This is a genomic window from Allobosea sp., from assembly GCF_035944895.1.
GTDB lineage: Bacteria > Pseudomonadota > Alphaproteobacteria > Rhizobiales > Beijerinckiaceae > Allobosea.
On record NZ_DASZAT010000016.1, the window covers coordinates 220682 to 237658 of the forward strand.

12 protein-coding genes are annotated in these 16977 nt (G+C 68.0%); 3 read left to right on the forward strand and 9 right to left on the reverse strand.

Features of this window, described 5'->3' with window-relative positions:
* The first annotated feature begins 80 nt into the window (after positions 1-80).
* Entirely contained in the window at positions 81-6488 is a 6408-nt protein-coding gene (locus VGV58_RS28130) for an apolipoprotein A-IV repeat region-like domain-containing protein (protein WP_326877369.1), read from the forward strand.
* A gap of 101 nt (positions 6489-6589) precedes the next feature.
* Here VGV58_RS28130 and VGV58_RS28135 read toward each other — a convergent pair whose 3' ends face one another.
* From VGV58_RS28135 to VGV58_RS28155, 5 genes are all read right to left on the reverse strand, one after another.
* Complete coding sequence (locus tag VGV58_RS28135; RefSeq protein WP_326877370.1) at positions 6590-7189, reverse strand: ABC-type transport auxiliary lipoprotein family protein; 600 nt, start codon at positions 7187-7189, stop codon at positions 6590-6592.
* Positions 7190-7195: 6 nt separating this feature from the next.
* Complete coding sequence (locus VGV58_RS28140) at positions 7196-8329, reverse strand: MlaD family protein (RefSeq protein WP_326877371.1); 1134 nt, start codon at positions 8327-8329, stop codon at positions 7196-7198.
* Positions 8330-8341: 12 nt separating this feature from the next.
* Positions 8342-9055, reverse strand: coding sequence for an ABC transporter ATP-binding protein (locus VGV58_RS28145; protein WP_326877405.1), 714 nt, complete (start codon positions 9053-9055; stop codon positions 8342-8344).
* Positions 9056-9183: 128 nt separating this feature from the next.
* Positions 9184-10329 carry an MlaE family lipid ABC transporter permease subunit gene (locus VGV58_RS28150; protein ID WP_326877372.1) on the reverse strand — a complete coding sequence of 382 codons (1146 nt, stop codon included), beginning with the start codon at positions 10327-10329 and terminating at the stop codon, positions 9184-9186.
* Between the two features lie 22 nt (positions 10330-10351).
* Positions 10352-11506 carry an MFS transporter gene (locus tag VGV58_RS28155; protein WP_326877373.1) on the reverse strand — a complete coding sequence of 385 codons (1155 nt, stop codon included), beginning with the start codon at positions 11504-11506 and terminating at the stop codon, positions 10352-10354.
* A gap of 135 nt (positions 11507-11641) precedes the next feature.
* Here VGV58_RS28155 and VGV58_RS28160 point away from each other — a divergent pair, with 135 nt between their 5' ends.
* Positions 11642-12511: a hypothetical protein gene (locus VGV58_RS28160; RefSeq protein ID WP_326877374.1), complete on the forward strand. Its 870-nt coding sequence runs from the start codon at positions 11642-11644 to the stop codon at positions 12509-12511.
* A 16-nt stretch (positions 12512-12527) separates the two neighbouring features.
* Here VGV58_RS28160 and VGV58_RS28165 read toward each other — a convergent pair whose 3' ends face one another.
* The 3 genes from VGV58_RS28165 to VGV58_RS28175 all read right to left on the reverse strand — a co-directional run bounded on the left by VGV58_RS28165 (position 12528) and on the right by VGV58_RS28175 (position 15351).
* The gene (locus VGV58_RS28165) at positions 12528-13409 is read right to left on the reverse strand and encodes an ABC transporter permease (protein WP_326877375.1); all 882 of its coding nucleotides are present in this window, start codon (positions 13407-13409) and stop codon (positions 12528-12530) included.
* On the reverse strand, positions 13406-14212 hold the full coding sequence (locus VGV58_RS28170) for an ABC transporter ATP-binding protein (RefSeq protein ID WP_326877376.1): 807 nt from the start codon (positions 14210-14212) through the stop codon (positions 13406-13408). Before VGV58_RS28170 ends, VGV58_RS28165 begins: the two co-directional genes overlap by 4 nt.
* Before the next feature lie 110 nt (positions 14213-14322).
* Entirely contained in the window at positions 14323-15351 is a 1029-nt protein-coding gene (locus VGV58_RS28175; RefSeq protein ID WP_326877377.1) for an ABC transporter substrate-binding protein, read from the reverse strand.
* Between the two features lie 285 nt (positions 15352-15636).
* Here VGV58_RS28175 and VGV58_RS28180 point away from each other — a divergent pair, with 285 nt between their 5' ends.
* A complete protein-coding gene (locus tag VGV58_RS28180) occupies positions 15637-16437 on the forward strand; it encodes a creatininase family protein (RefSeq protein WP_326877378.1) in 801 nt (266 codons plus the stop codon).
* Positions 16438-16443: 6 nt separating this feature from the next.
* Here VGV58_RS28180 and soxR read toward each other — a convergent pair whose 3' ends face one another.
* Positions 16444-16905: a redox-sensitive transcriptional activator SoxR gene (gene soxR, locus VGV58_RS28185; RefSeq protein WP_110490784.1), complete on the reverse strand. Its 462-nt coding sequence runs from the start codon at positions 16903-16905 to the stop codon at positions 16444-16446.
* Between the last annotated feature and the right edge of the window lie 72 nt (positions 16906-16977).

Sequence of the window (16977 nt, forward strand, 5' to 3'; positions counted from 1 at the left end):
GGATCCGGCTGGAGGCTGCCGGTTCCCGCTCTGCGGCGGACAGTGGCGCCCGTCGCAAGTAGCGTAGCGAGGCGGCATTCATGACCCGGCAGAACAAGCTCCAGGATCCGACCGAAGCGGCAATGTCGGCGATCGAGGAGGCGCTGAGGCTCGATCCGTCGAAGACCGAGGGTCAGGCTCCGGCCGAACCAAGGCTGCCCTCGACGGGGGAGAACGAGCTCAGGATCGAGCTGCCTCGCGTCGAAAGCGCTCCGGCCAACGCCGAACCTGTATCCGAACCGCTTCCCGCCCCCTCCCGTCCCGCCATCGCGCCGGACACCAGCCGCGTCGCCAATGACGACCGCCGGGATTCGTCTTCGCTCGTCCAGGCCTTCGCCGCCCGGCCCTCCGGCCGGCCCTATTGGCTTGCCGCCCTTACCACCCTGATCTGGGCCGGCGGGGTCGGCTTCACGCTGGTCAGCCGCTACGGCTCCTTCACGGAGGGCCTGCCGGCCGGCATGGCCGCCTGGGGGCCGGGCCAATGGGCGCTACTGGCGCTGGGCGCCGGCACGCCGGTGGTGTTCTTCTTCGTGCTGGCGGCGCTCTATCGCCGGACGCAGGAAATGCGCCTGGTCTCGCGCGCCATGACAGAGGTCGCGCTGCGCCTGGCCGAGCCGGAAGTCGTCGCGACTGATTCCGTGCTGTCGCTCAGCCAGACCATCCGCCGCGAGGTCGCCGCGATGGGCGATGGCATCGAGCGCGCGGTTGCCCGCGCCGGCGAGCTCGAGACCATCGTCCGCGGCGAGATCGCGACGCTGGAACGCGCCTATGCCGACAACGAAATCCGTCTGCGCTCGCTGATCGACGAGCTGGTGACCCAGCGCGAATCCGTCGTCGGCAATGCCGAGCGGGTGAAGTTCGCGATCTCGGGCGCGCATGAGAGCATCACCAAGGACCTGGAGACCGCCAGCCGCTCGATCTCCGAGGCTGTCGCCGAGGCCGGGGAGCGCGTGACCTCGCGCCTGACCGACAAGGGTGACCAGATCACGCTGGCGCTCGGCCATGCCGGCGAACGCATGGTCGACGAGATCAGCGGCCGCGGCAACGATCTGGTCGAGCGCCTGCAGTCGACCTCGCACGACGTCAGCGAGCGCATGACGAGCGCCAGCCAGTCCGTCACCGCCGTGCTCGACAACCGCGCCCAGGAAATCGCTGGTTCGCTGGAGCGCACCGGCGCCGTTCTCACCGAGGGCCTGACCGCCGGCGCCCGCGACGTCACCCGCGCCATCAGCGAGACCGGCGCGCAGGTCGTCGAGTCGCTGGCGAGCCGCGCCGAGACCGTCAACGAGACGCTGCGCTCGACCGGCGACACCCTCGCCGAGGAGATCACCCAGCGTGGCGCTACCGTCGCCGAGCGCTTCGAGCAGAGCGGGCGCACGCTGGTCGACCTGTTCGACACGCAGAGCAGCAGCCTGACCCAGCGCCTGACCGAGACCGGCGAGAGCCTGCGCACCTCGATCAGCAGCGAGGGCGAGAGCGTCACCACGCGCCTCGCCGAAGTCGGCCGCGGCGTGCACATGCTGCTCGGCAAGCAGAACGAGCTCGTCGTCAGCCGCATCCAGGAGGCCGGCGACACCGTCCACGGCCTGATCGCCAGTCAGGGCGAGACGCTGGTCGGAAAGCTCGAAGGCACCGTCCAGACCGTCGACAGCCTGCTGCGCGAGAAGACCGATTCGATCACCCTGCGCTTCGACGAGGCCGGCAAGGGCCTGCACAACCTGATCGGCGAACGCGGCGAGGAGCTGACCGCGCGCATCTCCGCCGTCGGCGCGACCGTGCACAGCCTGTTCTCGGAAGAGGCGAGCAGCCTCGTCACCCGCCTCTCCGATCTCGGCCACGAGGTCCGCAGCACGATCGGCGAGCAGGGTGACCACCTGGTCGGCCGCCTGTCCGAGACCGGCCAGCGCCTGCAGGAAGCGATCAGCGAGCGCGGCGACGGGCTGGTGCTGCGCATGGCCGAGATCGGCCAGGGCGTCGAGCATGCGATCGGCGAGCGCGCCGACAGCATCGTCAACCGCGTGGCCGATGCCGGCCGCAGCGTCGAGGCCATGATCGGCGAGCGCGGCGACGGCCTCGTCTCCCGCCTGTCCGAAACCACCCATGAGATCGAGCAGACGCTGGGCGGCCGCGCCGACGGCATCGTCGCGCGCATTGCCGACGCCAGCCGCGGCATCGAAAGCGTGATCGGCGAGCGCGGCGACGGCCTCGTCGCCAAGCTGTCCGAGACCACCGAGGAAATCCACCGGACGCTCGGCGACCGCGCCGAGGGCATCGTCGCCCGCGTCGCCCATGCCGGCCGCGACGTCGAATCGGCGATCGGCGAGCGTGGCGACGGGCTCATCGCCCGCCTGTCCGAGGTCGCACGCGAGGTCCATGCCACGATCGGCGAGCGTGGTGACAGCCTCGTCGCCCGCCTGTCGGATGTCGGCACCGAGGTCCACACCGCGATCGGCAGCCAGCGCGAGACGCTGGTGACCCAGCTCTCCGATGCCGGCGCCAGCGTGCGCAACATTCTCATCACCGAGGGCGAAGCGCTCAGCGGCCGCGTCATCGCGACCGGCCAGGACATGCAGGAACTGCTCTCCGGCCAGAGCCAGGCCCTCGTCACCCGCGTCGCCGATGTCGGCCGCTCGGTGCACGGCCTGCTGGCGGAGCGCGGCAATGCCCTGATCGATCGGCTGGCCGAGGCCAGCGGCACCGCCCATCGCCAGCTCGACGAGACCGGCGAAGCGCTCGCCGCCAAGATCCTCGCCGCCAGCGAGACGGCGAAATCGGTCATCGACGACCAGCACAGCGGCTTCATCGCCCGCCTCGGCCAGGCCGGAGACGAGGTCGGCGCCCTGCTCGGCACGCAGCGCGACGCGATCATCGCCGGCCTCACCGCGACCGGCCGCGAGGTCCATGGCCTCATCGGCGAGCAGAGCCAGTCCCTGGCCAGCCGCCTCGACGACGCGACCAAGGCCCTCGCCGACGCGATCAACGTCGACGGGCGCGAGATCGCCGACCGTGTCACCGACGCGGCGACGGCCCTGCGCGGCACCTTCACAACCGAGGCCGAGCGCGCCAGCAGCCTGCTCGCCGCGACCGGCAAGGACGTGGTCATCGCCCTCACCCAGCAGGGTGGCCGCGTCAACCAGGCGCTCGCCGCCAATGCCGAGTCGCTGCTGCGCTCGGTCGATGCCCGCTCGCAGGCGCTCAACGAGTCGCTCGCCAGCAAGCACGACGCGCTGAACCGCCTCTTCGACGTCCAGGGCCGCGAGATCGAGGCCTCGATCGGTGCCCGCCTCGGCGCCTTCGAGGAGATCATCGTCACCCGCGGCGGCACGCTGGCTTCCAAGCTAGGCCACGACGCCCGCTCCTTCACCGATTCGGTGACGCTGCGCCTCGGCCAGGTCGAGAAGCTGCTCGGCGAGGAAGGCCAGGCGCTGGCCGAGCGGATCGGCGAGCGCTCGCAGCACGCTGCCGAGACCATGATGGCCCGCACGCAGGAAGCGGCCGCCGCCATGGAGACGCAGATCAAGACCTTCGAGGAGCGTTCCAGCGCCAAGAGCGCCGAGATCGCGACTTCGCTCGACGGGCTCATCGCCCGCATCGACGGCAATCTCGGTTCGCGCGCCAGCGCGCTCAACGAGGCGCTGGTCGAGCGCACGGTCGATATCGCCCGCGTCATGGCCGAGGGCGGGCGCGAGGTCACCCGTGCCCTCACCGCCAAGGCCGACGAGATCGGCGAGATCGTCACCAGCAAGAGCGAGGCGCTGACGCAGACGCTCGCCGACAAGGCCGACAGCATCAATGCGACGCTGGGCGGGCGCGCCTTGCAGATCGCCGACACGCTCGATCAGAGCGTGGCGCGGTTCGAGGAGCGCGTCGTCAACCGGCTCGACACGGTCTCCGGCGCACTCGATGCGCGCGGCAGCCAGATCGCGCAGACCCTGCAGGGCACGGCGGATTCGGTCGCAGGCGCGCTCGACAGCCGCACCGAGGAACTGCGCGCCCTGTTCGAGGGCAAGGGCACCGGACTGATCACCCTGCTCGACGAGCGCGGCAACCAGATCGTCCAGACGCTGCAAGGCACCGCGGATTCGGTCGCTGGCTCGCTCAGTGCCCGCACCGACGAGCTCCGCGCCCTGTTCGAAGGCAAGGGCACCGGCCTGATCACCCTGCTCGATCAGCAGGGCAACCAGATCGTCCAGACCCTGCAGGGCGCCGCGGCCTCGGTCACCGGCTCGCTCAGCGCCCGCACCGACGAGCTGCGTGCCCTGTTCGACGACAAGGGCACCGGCCTGGTCATCCTGCTCGACCAGCACGGCAACCAGATCGCGCAGACGCTGCAGGACAAGTCGGACAGCATCGCGGCAGCCCTCTCCGATCGTTCGAACGAGCTGCGCGCCGTGTTCGACGAGCGCGGCGGCGGCATCCTCAATGCGCTCGGCCATCGCGGCAGCCAGATCGCACAGATCCTGCAGGAGCGCTCGGAGGGCATCGCCACCGCCCTCTCCGGCCGCACCGAGGAGTTGCGCGCCTTGTTCGACGAGCGTGGCGGCGACATGCTGAACACGCTCGACCAGCACAGCCGCAACCTGGCCCGGACCCTGACGGAGCAGTCGGAAGGGATGAGCTCGGCGCTGACCACGCGCACCGACGAGCTCCGCGCCCTGTTCGACGAGCGCGGCAACGGCGTGGTCGATGCGATCGGCCGCAAGGGCGTGACGCTCGCCAACCAGTTCGCCAGCCTCGGCGAGGCCCTGGTCAACAACATCGAGAACCGCGGCAACAGCATGGTCGCCGGTCTGCACGAGCGCAGCACCGAGATCAGCCAGGCGCTCGAGCTTGCTTCGGGCGCACTGCGCGAGACGATCGAGAGCGGCACCAACCACTCCGTCGAAGCGCTGCTCAAGACCAACGAGCAGCTGCGCAGCGAGCTCGGCAGCATGCTCGGCCGCCTCGGCGAGGCGAACAAGCTGATGCAGCAGATCGTCACCGGCGCGAACAAGAACCTCGCGGCGGTCGAAGGCAGCCTGTCGGGCCGCGTCGAGGAACTGCAGAACGTGCTCTCGACCGTGGTGCAGGAGACCAACCGGACCTCCGAGGAGGTCGCGAGCCAGATCGCGACGCTGAAGGGCTATTCGGAAGGAACGCTGCGCGACACCGCAGCGCTGATCTCCCGGATCGACGCGCAGGGCTCGTCGATGACCGAGACCTCGCAGGCCAATGCCGCGGCGCTCAACGCCGTCGCGCAGCGGCTGGAGCAGGTCGAGGCCCGCGTCGGCAATGTCCTGGCCGACCGCAAGGAGGCGCTGGAGCACCTGCACGGGCTGATCTCGACGCGCACCGATGACATCGAGCAGATCACCCGCTCCTTCTCGTCGGCGCTCGACGATTCGCTCAGCAATGCCGAGACGCGCACCCGTCAGCTCAGCACCGTGCTCGGCGACGCGGCCGAGTCGACCAGCAGCGCCATCGCCCAGCAATTCGACTCGATCCGCGCCGCCAGCGGCCGCGAGCGCGAGGCGACCGCGCAGGCATTGCGCGCCGCCTATGAGGAGGTGGTGAACGAGGTCTCCGGCGAATTTGCCAAGGTCACCGAGCGCTTCCAGAGCGCTGCCGAGGACATGCGGACCATGTCGGCGGAGATCCACCGCGAGCTCGAGACGACCCGGACCGAACTCAAGAAGGGCGTGCTCGAACTGCCGCGCGAGACGCAGGAATCGACCGCCGCCATGCGCCGCGTCGTCGCCGACCAGATCAAGGCGCTCAACGAGCTGACCGAGATCGTCTCGCGCTCGGGCCGCAGCAGCGATGTCGCGCGCCCGAACGGCGAGCGGCGGCCGGCCGCCTATCAGGCATCGGCCGCGGTCTCCACCTCGGTCGCCGTGCAGAGCGCACCGGTGCTGACCGAGCCCTTGCGCGCCTCGATCGACCCGACGCCGGAGCCGGCACGTCCCGAGCCGAAGGCCCAGGCGCGCCCTGCCCCGGCTCCCGAGCCGGTGCGGCCCGAGCCGCAGCGCGCCGAGCCTGCCCCGGCCAAGTCGGGCTGGCTGTCGGACCTGCTCAGCCGCGCTTCGCGCGACGACCGGGCGCCGGAAGCCGCCAAGCCCACGGCGCACAGCATCGAGAAACTCGATTCGCTCTCGGTCGACATCGCCCGGATGATCGACCACGACGCAGCCGTCGAGCTCTGGGAGCGCTACAAGCGCGGCGAGCGCAACGTCTTCACCCGCCGGCTCTACACGCTGCAGGGCCAGCAGACCTTCGACGAGATCCGGCGCAAATACCGCCGCGACACCGAGTTCAAGGAGACGGTCGACCGCTATATCGAGGAGTTCGAGCGCCTGCTCGGCGAAGCCGCCAAGGACGACCGCGATTCGATGGTGGCGAAGACCTACCTGACCTCGGAGACCGGCAAGGTCTACACCATGCTGGCCCATGCCAGCGGACGGTTCGAGTAAGAGCCGCTGACCTGGATACGAAAAGGCCGCCTCTTGGGCGGCCTTTTCTTTTTGACGCGGACTGCGCGATGACGTTCGCGCCACCGGTTGAGCTTGTTTCGTCAGCGCGCCCAGCGGGCGATCTGGATCAGCACCTGCGACAGCGCCTGGTCGAGGGCTTGCGCCGCCCCCGCCCCCTCGGAGCCTGCCGGCACGCGGGCCGAGAACAGCTTGGCGCGCTGGACCTTGCCACTGCGGTCGCCGATCAGCTTGGCGGTGATCTCGACCACGGCCTGGCCGCTGGCGGCGTCGATGTTGAAGGCGCGGATATCGGTGTTGAGCTGGAAATCGGGCACGATGCGTTCGCCCGGCCGGCCGACGGCAGCGATGCGGCTGCCGTTCTCGAAGGTCTGGATCAGGCGGGTCTGCACCAGATTGGGCACCCGGTCAGCCCATTGCGCCCCGCCGAGGAAGGAGAGCGCGCCGCTCGAATCCTTGACGATCAGCCGGTCGGAATCGAGTGCCTGCACCGCCGTCGGCTGCGCGACGATCAGCACCCCGCCGCCTCCGCCGATGCGGCCGAAATCGCGCGGCGCCGAGAGATCATAGGTGGTCGGCGCCGATCCGCCGCCGCAGCCGGCCAGCAGCAACGAGCCTGCCACAGCCAAGGACAGGGCGCGCAGACGACCACGAAGCAGCGAGGGCAGAATCGGCATGGTCATAACGGGCTAGCGCGATCCGCTGTATTGGGGAAGCGGCGGACGGCCGCCGAAGATGAACTGCTGGGGATTGCGCTCGACATTGCGCAGAACGCGGTTGAGATCCCCGAGCGTGCGCTTGCCGTCGGAAGCGAGCGTTTCGAGGTCGCGCAGGCCCGGGCCGGTGAAGCGGCTGATGCCGGCCGTGATCTCGGCGGTGCGCTTGTCGAGATTGTCGGCCAGCACCCGAATCGATTTTGCGGCGCTGGCGACCTCGGCGAAGGCACCCTGCCCGTCCTGCGTGTTCAGGAAGGACTGCGCCGCCTTGAGCACGCCCTCGACCTGGTCGGCGGCGCGATTGAGCTTGTCGGTGATCGAGGCGACATCCTTGACCGCCTTGGAGACGTCGCCGCTCGAGCCGCCCAGCGCCCCGGTGAACTTGTCGACATTGTCGATGATGCCGGTGATCTTGGCGCGATCGACCGAGCGGACCACTCCGGTCAGCTCCTCGCTCAGCGTGCCGAGCTTCTGCGAGAGCGGCGCGATCGTATCGGCGATCTGGCCGAAGCTCGTCATCAGCTTGTCGATGTTGCCGGAATTGTCACCGAGCGCCTGCGAGAACTTCTCGACATTGCGGACCGTGTTGGTGATCGAGCCGGAGTTGGTCTTGATCAGCCCGTCGAGACTGCCGAGCACCTCGTCGGCCTTCTTGGCGACGTTGCGGACGGATTCGATGATGTCCTGCAATTCGGAACGCTCGGCGATGATGGTCGGCATCGGCTCGCCTGGCCTCGCCTGCAGCACGGCAGCATCGGGCTCGCCGCCGATCAATTGCAGGGCGACGACGCCGGCAAGCCCCTGCGCCTCGATGCGGGCGCGGGTGTCGACCCGCAGCGGCGTCGTGTTGTCGACCTCGATCACGCCGAAGATGCGGCGCGGGTCGTCAGGCTGCAGGGCGATCTGCTTGACCTCGCCCACACGCAGGCCGTTGAAGAGCACGCTGGAGCCGCGCCCCAGGCCTGTGACCGTCCCGGTGAAGATGACCCTGACGTCCTGCTTGCGGCCGCCCCCGCCACTGCCGAACCAATAGGCGAAGCCGAACATCGCCGCGATCACGGCGAGGGTGAAGAGACCGACCAGGGCGTAATTCGCACGGGATTCCATCGCGGGCGTCCGTCACGTCCTCATTTGATCGGGCATGCGGGCTCGGGCGCGCTCGCCCCCGAAATACGCCTTCAGCCAGGGATGATCGGAAGCCAGCATGGTGGCGAGCGGACCGACCGCGATGACACGCTTGTCCGCCAAGGCGGCAATCCTGTCGCAAGCTACGTAAAGACTATCGAGATCATGGGTTACCATGAACACGGTCAGGCCCAAAGTCTGCTTGAGCGTCATGATCAGCTCGTCGAACTCAGCGGCGCCGATCGGATCGAGGCCGGAGGTCGGCTCGTCCAGGAAGACGATCTCGGGATCGAGCGCCAGCGCCCGGGCGAGCGCCGCGCGCTTGATCATGCCGCCGGACAGTTCGGAGGGCGTCTTGTCGGCCGCATCGGGCTTCAATCCGACCATCTCGATCTTGAGCATGGCGAGCTCTTCCAGCAACCCCGGCGAGAGCTGGAGATATTCACGCATCGGCACCTGGATGTTCTGCTTGACGGTGAGCGCCGAGAACAGCGCGCCCTGCTGGAACATCACGCCGAAACGACGTTCGAGCCGGCGCCTGCCGCGCGGATCGAGCTTGTCGACGTTCTCGCCGAAGACCTCGATCGAGCCACGCTGCTTGCGCACGAGACCGAGGATGGTGCGGGTCAGCACCGACTTGCCCTGGCCCGAGCCGCCGACGAAGCCGAGAATCTCGCCGCGCATCACATCGAGATCGAGCCCGTCCATGATCACCTTGTCGCCGAAGGCCACCTTGAGATCGCGAACGCGAATCACGGCTTCAGGAGCGGACCCGGCTTCATCCGGAGGGCCGAGCGGACCGGTCTGCGAGGGCCTGTCGAGCATCGCGTCGCCCCTCACATCTGGATCGAGGCGAAGAACATGGCGAACAACCCATCGACAACGATCACCATGAAGATCGCCTTCACCACCGAGGCCGTCACCTGATGGCCGAGCGATTCGGCCGAGCCCTTGACCGCCAGTCCCTCGATCGAGGCGATCAGGCCGATCACGAACGCCATGAACGGGGCCTTGATGAGGCCGACGGCGAAATGCTGCCAGGTGATCACCGATTTCAGGCGGTCGAGATAGGTGTCGAGGCCGATGCCGCCATAGAGCCAGCTCACCAAGCCGGCGCCGACGAGGCCGGACATGGCCGAGATGAAGGTCAGGATCGGCAGCGAGATGATCAACGCCAGGATGCGCGGCACCACCAGCACCTCGATCGGGTCGAGCCCCATCACCCGGAGCGCGTCGATCTCCTCGCGCATCTTCATCGAGCCGATCTCGGCCGTGAAGGCGGAGCCGGAGCGGCCGGCAACCATGATCGAGGTCAAGAGCACCGAGAGCTCGCGCAGCACGAGGATGCCGGTCAGATTGACGACAAAGGCGGTGGCGCCGAAGCGCTGGAGCTGGAAGATGCCCTGCTGCGCGACGATGCAGCCGACCAGGAACGAGATCAGGATGATGATCGGCGCGCCGTGGAAGGCGATCAGCTCGACCTGGTTGACCAGCGAGGGCCCGCGGAAGCGCCGTGGTCCGAACAGAGCACCGACGCAGCCCGCCATCACCTCGCCGAGGAAGACGGCGCCGCCGGCAAGGTCGCGGCCGAAACGGACGACAGCCTGGCCGATGTCGACGAGGACCGTGACGAGCCCGATCGGATGGACCGGCGGCTGGTAGTCGGTGACGTTGCGCTCGACCTCGCGCAGGAGCACCGCATGCTCGGGACGGCGGCTGGTCAGCTCGATGGCAACGCCCTTCGCCTCGGCCGCTTGCTTGACCTGGTCGAGCAGATAGGCGCCGAGCGTGTCGAGGCGCTCGATCGCCGACAGGTCGAGGCGCGCCTGGCGGACACCGCCGACGCGTTTGGTCAATTCGCTGGTCAGGGCCTCGAGACGCGGCGCCCGCCCGACGCTCCAGCGCCCGGCCAGCGACACGACGAGGACCCCGCCATCGTCGCGATAGACCGCCTGCGGCTCAACGTCGTCGACGACAGCCATGACGGCTCGCCCGCTCCCACGCTTAGATTCGGCCCCCGAGACCTGTATTGCCGCGCGATCTGAGGATGGCAAGGGCCGCCAGGATCAGCCCGAGCAACGCGATCGGCACCATGGCCAGGAACACGCCCGACCCGAACAGGCGGTAGAGATAGCCGGAAAGGATGGTCGCCAACCCCATCACCAGTGCGCTCACTGCGACGAGCCTGCCCTGCGCTGCCGCGCGGCGCGCCTCGGGAGACAGCGCCGACAGCGCCGCGAGCGTGCCGAGATGCATGCAGCCGAAGGTGATGCCGTGCAGCAGTTGCAGGAAGGCGGTGACGGCAAGGCCGGGATCGGCACTCATCGCCGCGAAGCGCAGCGCGGCTGCGACGGCCGCGATCGCGATCCAGCGCAATCCGGTGAGACCGCTCGCGGCAATGCTGCCCCAGACGAGGAAGACGGCGATCTCGGCAAGGACTGCAACCGCCCAGAGCCAGCCGACCGCCTCGCCGCTGAAGCCGATGCTGCGCCAATGCAGCGAGCTGAAGGCATAGACCGCCGCATGCGTGGCGTTGACGCAAGCCGCCGCCCCGACTGCGAGCCAGAACGTCCGTCCGAAGCCAGCCGCAGACGCTCCCCGCGAAATGGCTGGCGAAGGTCCCCCGGGCGGCGACGGGGCCTGCAGCGCGGCAAGCGCAGCGAGAGAACTGCTGCCGGCGAGGACGAAGGGAATCAACCAGGCGCCGTGCTGTGCGATCAGGTAACCGCCAGCGAGATTGGAGAGTACGAAGGTCACCGAGCCCCAGAGTCTGACGCGACCATAGTCCTTCAGCGCGCCGGCCTTCACCTGCGCGGTGGTCAGGACGTCGGCCAGCGGCACCACACCCGACAGGGCGATGGCGCTGAGCGCCGTCAGGACGGCGATCGGCAGGAATTGCGTCTGCTGCGCCAGGGCGAAATAGATCAATGCTGCCAATGCATTGAGCAGCGCCAGCAGGACATTCGGGCGCAGGCGGTCACCGAGCCCCGTCACCGACGATGCCACGAAGACGCGCACCAGGATCGGGATCGCCAGCACATAGCCGATGTCGACATCGCCCAGCCCCTTGGAGGCGAGCCAGACTGGAAAGAATGGCAGATAGAAGCCCACGCCGAGGAAGTTCAGCGCGTGCATGAACGAGAGGCGCAGAGCCAACACGCGCGAGAATCCGGTCCGGAGCGGCGGTGACATGCCTTTGGCAGCGATTTCTTAAAGAATCAGCAGCAATTTTGCTGATGGGCATCTTCGGTCGGCGAAACACGATTCGGCCAGCCCATGGAGTGCAGCCTGGCCATGAGCGACGCGCGTTCGCTATCTCCGCTGAGCGCGGCCGACTATGACACGATTGCCGCCGCTGTGATGGAAACGGCGCGCGGCCGCTGGTTCCTGGCTGAATATGCCAGGCGCAACCGGCAGGCCGACACCGAGATGGTGCTGTCGGCGATCGAGCGCCTCGAACGGCTTTGCACGGTGCCGGTCGCGGTGCCGGAGCTGGGGCCGGAATTCTCGGAAACCGCCCGCACCATTGCAGAATTGCGCGACGATCTCGACCGCGGGGGCGCCTCCGCCCGCCTGTCGGCCCGCATCCAGGAGACCACCGCCGGCATCATCGAGGCGGCTGAATCCATCCAGGAGATCGCCTGGACCCTGCGCGAAGCGGGTGCGGAGCCTGACCTCTGCGACCGGCTCGACCGGCGCGCGACCGAGATCTACGGCGCGACCACGGTGATCGAGGCCGGCGCCAACCAGATCGAGAAGGTCGCCGACACAGTCGCCATGCTCGATGCCAGCTTGCGGGCCGCCGCCGACGTCGCGGTCACAGCCGAGGAACCGCTTCCGGCCGCGACCGCCGCCGCGGCGCCCCCGGCCGTGGCCGGCCCGGCAACCGATCTTGGCGACATCGATGTGGTCGATGCCGGGACGAAGCAGCGTGTGCCCCTGAGCGAAACCGGCCTGCGCCAGCAGACGCAACCCTATCGCCGGCGCAGCAGCACGCAGGTGGCCGAGGACGATATCGCCTTCGCCGATGTCGGCGCGCCGGCCGAGGCGATCATGCTACCGGAAACGGCCAGTTCGGCGCGTCTCGAGCTGAGCTATTCCGAGGCCGACCTGCGGGCGATCGCCTCGCTGCCGGTCGAGGACCGGCTGCACTTCTTCGGCTGACCCCTTCTATCAGGGCTCAGTTCTCGCGCTTCAGCGCGCTCTCGTGCCAGCGCCGCAGCAGGAGATGCGAGATCAGGCTGGTCGCCAGGAAGATCGCGATGCCCGAGAGCGAGATCATCAGCAGTGCCGCGAAGACGCGCGGAATCTTGAGCTGATAGCCCGCCTCGAGGATGCGATAGGCCAACCCGGATTCCGAGCCGCCGGTGCCGGCCACGAACTCGGCGACGACAGCGCCGATCAGCGCCAGCCCGCCCGAGATCTTGAGACCGGCGAGGAAGTACGGCAGCGCCGCAGGCAGCTTGAGATAGCGCAGCATCTGCCAGCGCGTCGCGCCATGCAGCTGGAAGAAGTTGATCAGGTTGTGGTCCGCCGAGCTCAGCCCGAGGATGGTGTTCGACAGGATCGGGAAGAAGGCGACGATCCAGGCGCAGATCAGCAGCGACAGGTTGATGTCGCCGGCCCAGATGATGATCAGCGGCGCGATCGCGACGATCGGCGTCACCTGCAGGATTACGGCATAAGGCAGCAGCGCCATCTCCAGCCATTTCGACTGGGTGAACAGCACGGCGAGCGCGACGCCGACGATCACCGCCGCCGCCAGCGCCATGAAGGTGATGCGCAAAGTCACCCAGAGCGAGGCCGAGAGCGTGCCCCAATCGGCGATCAGCGTCTGGCCGACCAGGAGCGGCCCGGGCAGCACATAGGACGGCACCTCGTTCCAGCGCACGGCGAATTCCCAGAGCCCGAGCACCAGGATGCCGACGGCGATCGGCGCGAGGATGCGCGGCCAGAAGCTCACAGGCAGGCCGAGGACGGTCGCCTCGGCGACGGCGAGTGGGCGGGCTTCAGCGTCGGTGCCGTCATGCGGCACCGCAGTTGCGGGGGACGAGGAGCTCATGCGCCGATCGCCTCCTTGAGCTTGCCGGAGGCGAGCCGGCAGAGATGGGCGTATTCGGCCGAGGTCCGGAACAGTTCGTCGCGCGGATAGGGCGCGGAGACGTCGAGATCGGCCATGACGCGGCCGGGCCGCGCCGCCATCACCACGATGCGCTGCGAGAGATAGACGGATTCGAAGACCGAATGGGTGACGAACACGGCGGTGAAGCGCTCGCGCCACCACAGGTTCAGGAGGTCGTCGTTGAGGCGGTGGCGGGTGATCTCGTCGAGCGCGGCGAAGGGCTCGTCCATCAGCAAGATCTTCGGCCGCATCACCAAAGCGCGAGCTATCGAGACGCGCATCTTCATGCCGCCGGAGAGCTCGCGCGGATAGGATTTCTCGAAGCCCTTGAGGCCGACCAGCGCCAGCATCTCAGCCGCGCGCTCTTCGGCTTCACGCCGCGGCACATGCTTCAAGACCAGCGGCAGCATCACGTTGGACAGTGCATTCGCCCAGGGCATCAGCGTCGGGTCCTGGAAGACGAAGCCGAGATCGCGCTCGGCTTTATCCTCACCAGCGCCGGGCCAGTCGATCGTGCCGGTGGACGGGCTGCCGAGCCCGGCGACCATGCGCAGCAAGGTCGACTTGCCGCAGCCGGAGGGGCCGAGTAGGCTGATGAACTCGCCGGTGCCGAGATCGAGATCGACGTCGCGCACGGCGATGGTGCCGTTGGCGAACTGCTTGGAGACCCGGCGGATCGAGACGAGCGGAGGCCCGCTCTCCTGCCCCGCCGCCGGATGTGTGCTCAGATAGGCTGTGTCCAAAGGCCTGATGATCCGTTGTGTGAAAAGCCGTCATTCTCGGGCGGAGCGCAGCGCAGACCCGAGAATCTCCGGCAAGAGATGCTCGGGACAAGCCCGAGCATGACGCTGTCCTATGGCTTGCCCACGCCCTTGTTGATGAACTCCAGGCTGTAAGCCTTCTTGACGTCGACCCCGGCGGGAATGACGCCGGCCTCGGTCATGGTCTTGGCGAAGCTCGCCCAGCGGGCATCGGTCATGGCGCCGATACCGAGCGTCTTCGCATCGCCGGAGACGACGATGCCGTTCTCGTTCATCACCTTGAGGGCGTAGTCGATCTTCTCCTGATCCATGTCCGGATTGTCCTTCAGGATCCGGGCGTTGGCGGCGGCGATGTTCGGACCGCCCTTCATGTATTCGGCCCAGCCCTCGGCCGTCGCATCGACGAAGCGCTGCACGATCTCCTTCTTCTCCTGCGCCATCTTGCGGGAGATCGTGATCGTCGTGTTGTAGTTCTCGAAGCCGGCATCCGCGAGGAGATGCACGACCGGCTCGACGCCGGCCTTGCGGATGACGAAGGGCTCGGAGGACAGGAAACCCTGCTGGGTCAGCTTCTTGTCGGCCAGGAACGGCGCCATATTGAAGGTGTAGGGCCGGATCTGCTCGTCGCGATAGCCGAACTTCAGCTTCAGGAACGGCCAGAAGCCGACGCGGGCCTGGGCCGCGATCAGGATCGGCTTGTCCTTGAGGGCAGCGAGCGAGTCGTTGCCCTGGCCGGGATGCGAGATCAGGACCTGCGGGTCCTTCTGGAAGATCGAGGCGATGCAAAGGAAGGGCAGGTTCTCCTGCGCGAAGCTGAGCGCCTCCAGCGAATTGCCCATGATCATGTCGACGCGGCCGCCGAGCAGGAGCTGGGTCGGGTTCTGCTGCGGGCCGCCGGGGCGGATGTCGACGTCGAGGCCGTACTTCTTGTAGATGCCATTGGCGGCGGCGAGATAGAAGCCGCCATGCTCGGTCTGGGCACGCCAGTTGGTCTGGTAGCTGACCTTGTCGAGGGTCTGCGCATTGACGCGCGCGCCGGGCACAGGGATCAGCACCGAAGCGGCCGAGCCACCGAGCAGGCCGAGCGCAGCGCGCCGGTCGAGGCGATATTTCATCGTCATGGCCTAACCCCCTCCATCATGTCGCGAACCTGTCCCCGGACAGCACAACCCTCGCGTCCCGCAGGCAGCTTGTATGCCACGGCCTGAGGCCAGCTGGAAATGCGTCGTGGCCGGCTTTCGCACAGACGAACCCTGCCGGCGAGACTGCGGCCCGCATGGCGTGCGCGTGCCATCGGCCCTTCCCTCGTCATCCTCGGCCACTATGCTGGGCAGTCCTGTCGCCCTGAGGCAGCAGGCGCGAATCGCGGGGCCGGCCCGCAGCTTGACCTATGAGACCTCACAACCATGACCGCACGCTTCTGGGGCGACCTGAAGACCACCGATTTCGCCGGCCTCTCGCCCGAGGCGACCATCGCCGTGCTGCCGCTCGCCGCGATCGAGCAGCACGGACCGCACCTGCCTGTGTCGGTCGACACCACCGTGATGAACGCGATGCTGGCATTGGCGATGCCGCAGGTGCCGGTCGAACTCGACGTGCTGGTGCTGCCGACGCAGGCGATCTGCAAGTCGAACGAGCACCTGCACTCGCCGGGCACGCTGACCATCTCCTGGGAGAGTGCGATCCGCAGCTGGATCGAGATCGGCGAGAGCGTGAAGCGCGCCGGCCTGCGCAAGCTCGTGCTCGTCACCTCCCATGGTGGCAATGTCGACCCGATGAAGGTGGTGGCGCGCGAGCTGCGCGTCAGTCAGGGCCTATTCGCGGCCTCGACCTCCTGGAGCAATTTCGGCCTGCCGCCCGGGCTTTACGACGAGATGGACGCCAAACACGGCATCCATGCCGGCGACATCGAGACCTCGCTGATGCTGCATTTCCGGCCCGACCTGGTCGACATGAGCAAGGCCGGCTGCTTCGTGCCGCGGACCGTCGAGATGGCGGATGAGGGCTATAAGTGGCTGAGGCCGACCGGCGCGCATCCCTTCGCCTGGATGGCGCAGGACGTCCATTCGTCCGGCGCGGCGGGCGATGCCAGTCTCGCCACCGCCGAGAAGGGCAAGGCGACGGCCGAGTTTCAGGCCAAGGGCTTCGTCGAGCTGCTGGCGGATGTGGCGCGGTTCCCGCTGACGAAGCTGCACAAGGCAGGATGAACCGGATCAATCCGGATCAAGCAGCCTCGGCCCCGCACCCTGCTTGCCGAGCTCGTCCCAGGGATTGTGCAGCGGGCAGCTCTTCACTGACAGGCAGCCGCAGCCGATGCAGTCGGTGAGGTGGTCGCGCAGGCGCGTCAGCCGGTCGATGCGGTGTTCCAGCTCCTCCTTCCAGGCGGCGGAGAGCCGGGTCCAGTCCTCCGCCGTCGGGGTGCGCTCCTGCGGCAGCGCCTTGAAGGCCTCGCGGATCGTCTTCAGCGGGATGCCGGTGCGTTGCGCCACCTTGATGATCGCGACACGGCGCAGCACCTCGCGCGGATAGCGGCGCTGGTTGCCGGCATTGCGGCGGCTGCGGATCAGCCCTTCCGCCTCATAGAAGTGCAATGCCGAGACGGCGATACCGCTGCGGCTCGCGACCTGGCCGACGCTGAGATCGTCGGCAAAGGGATTGCGGGCGGGGTGCTTCATAGCGCTTGACCTTAACCTTACTTGAGGTCTTATAGAGATCGCTCCGCTGCACCGCCAGCCCTCCGGAGCCGT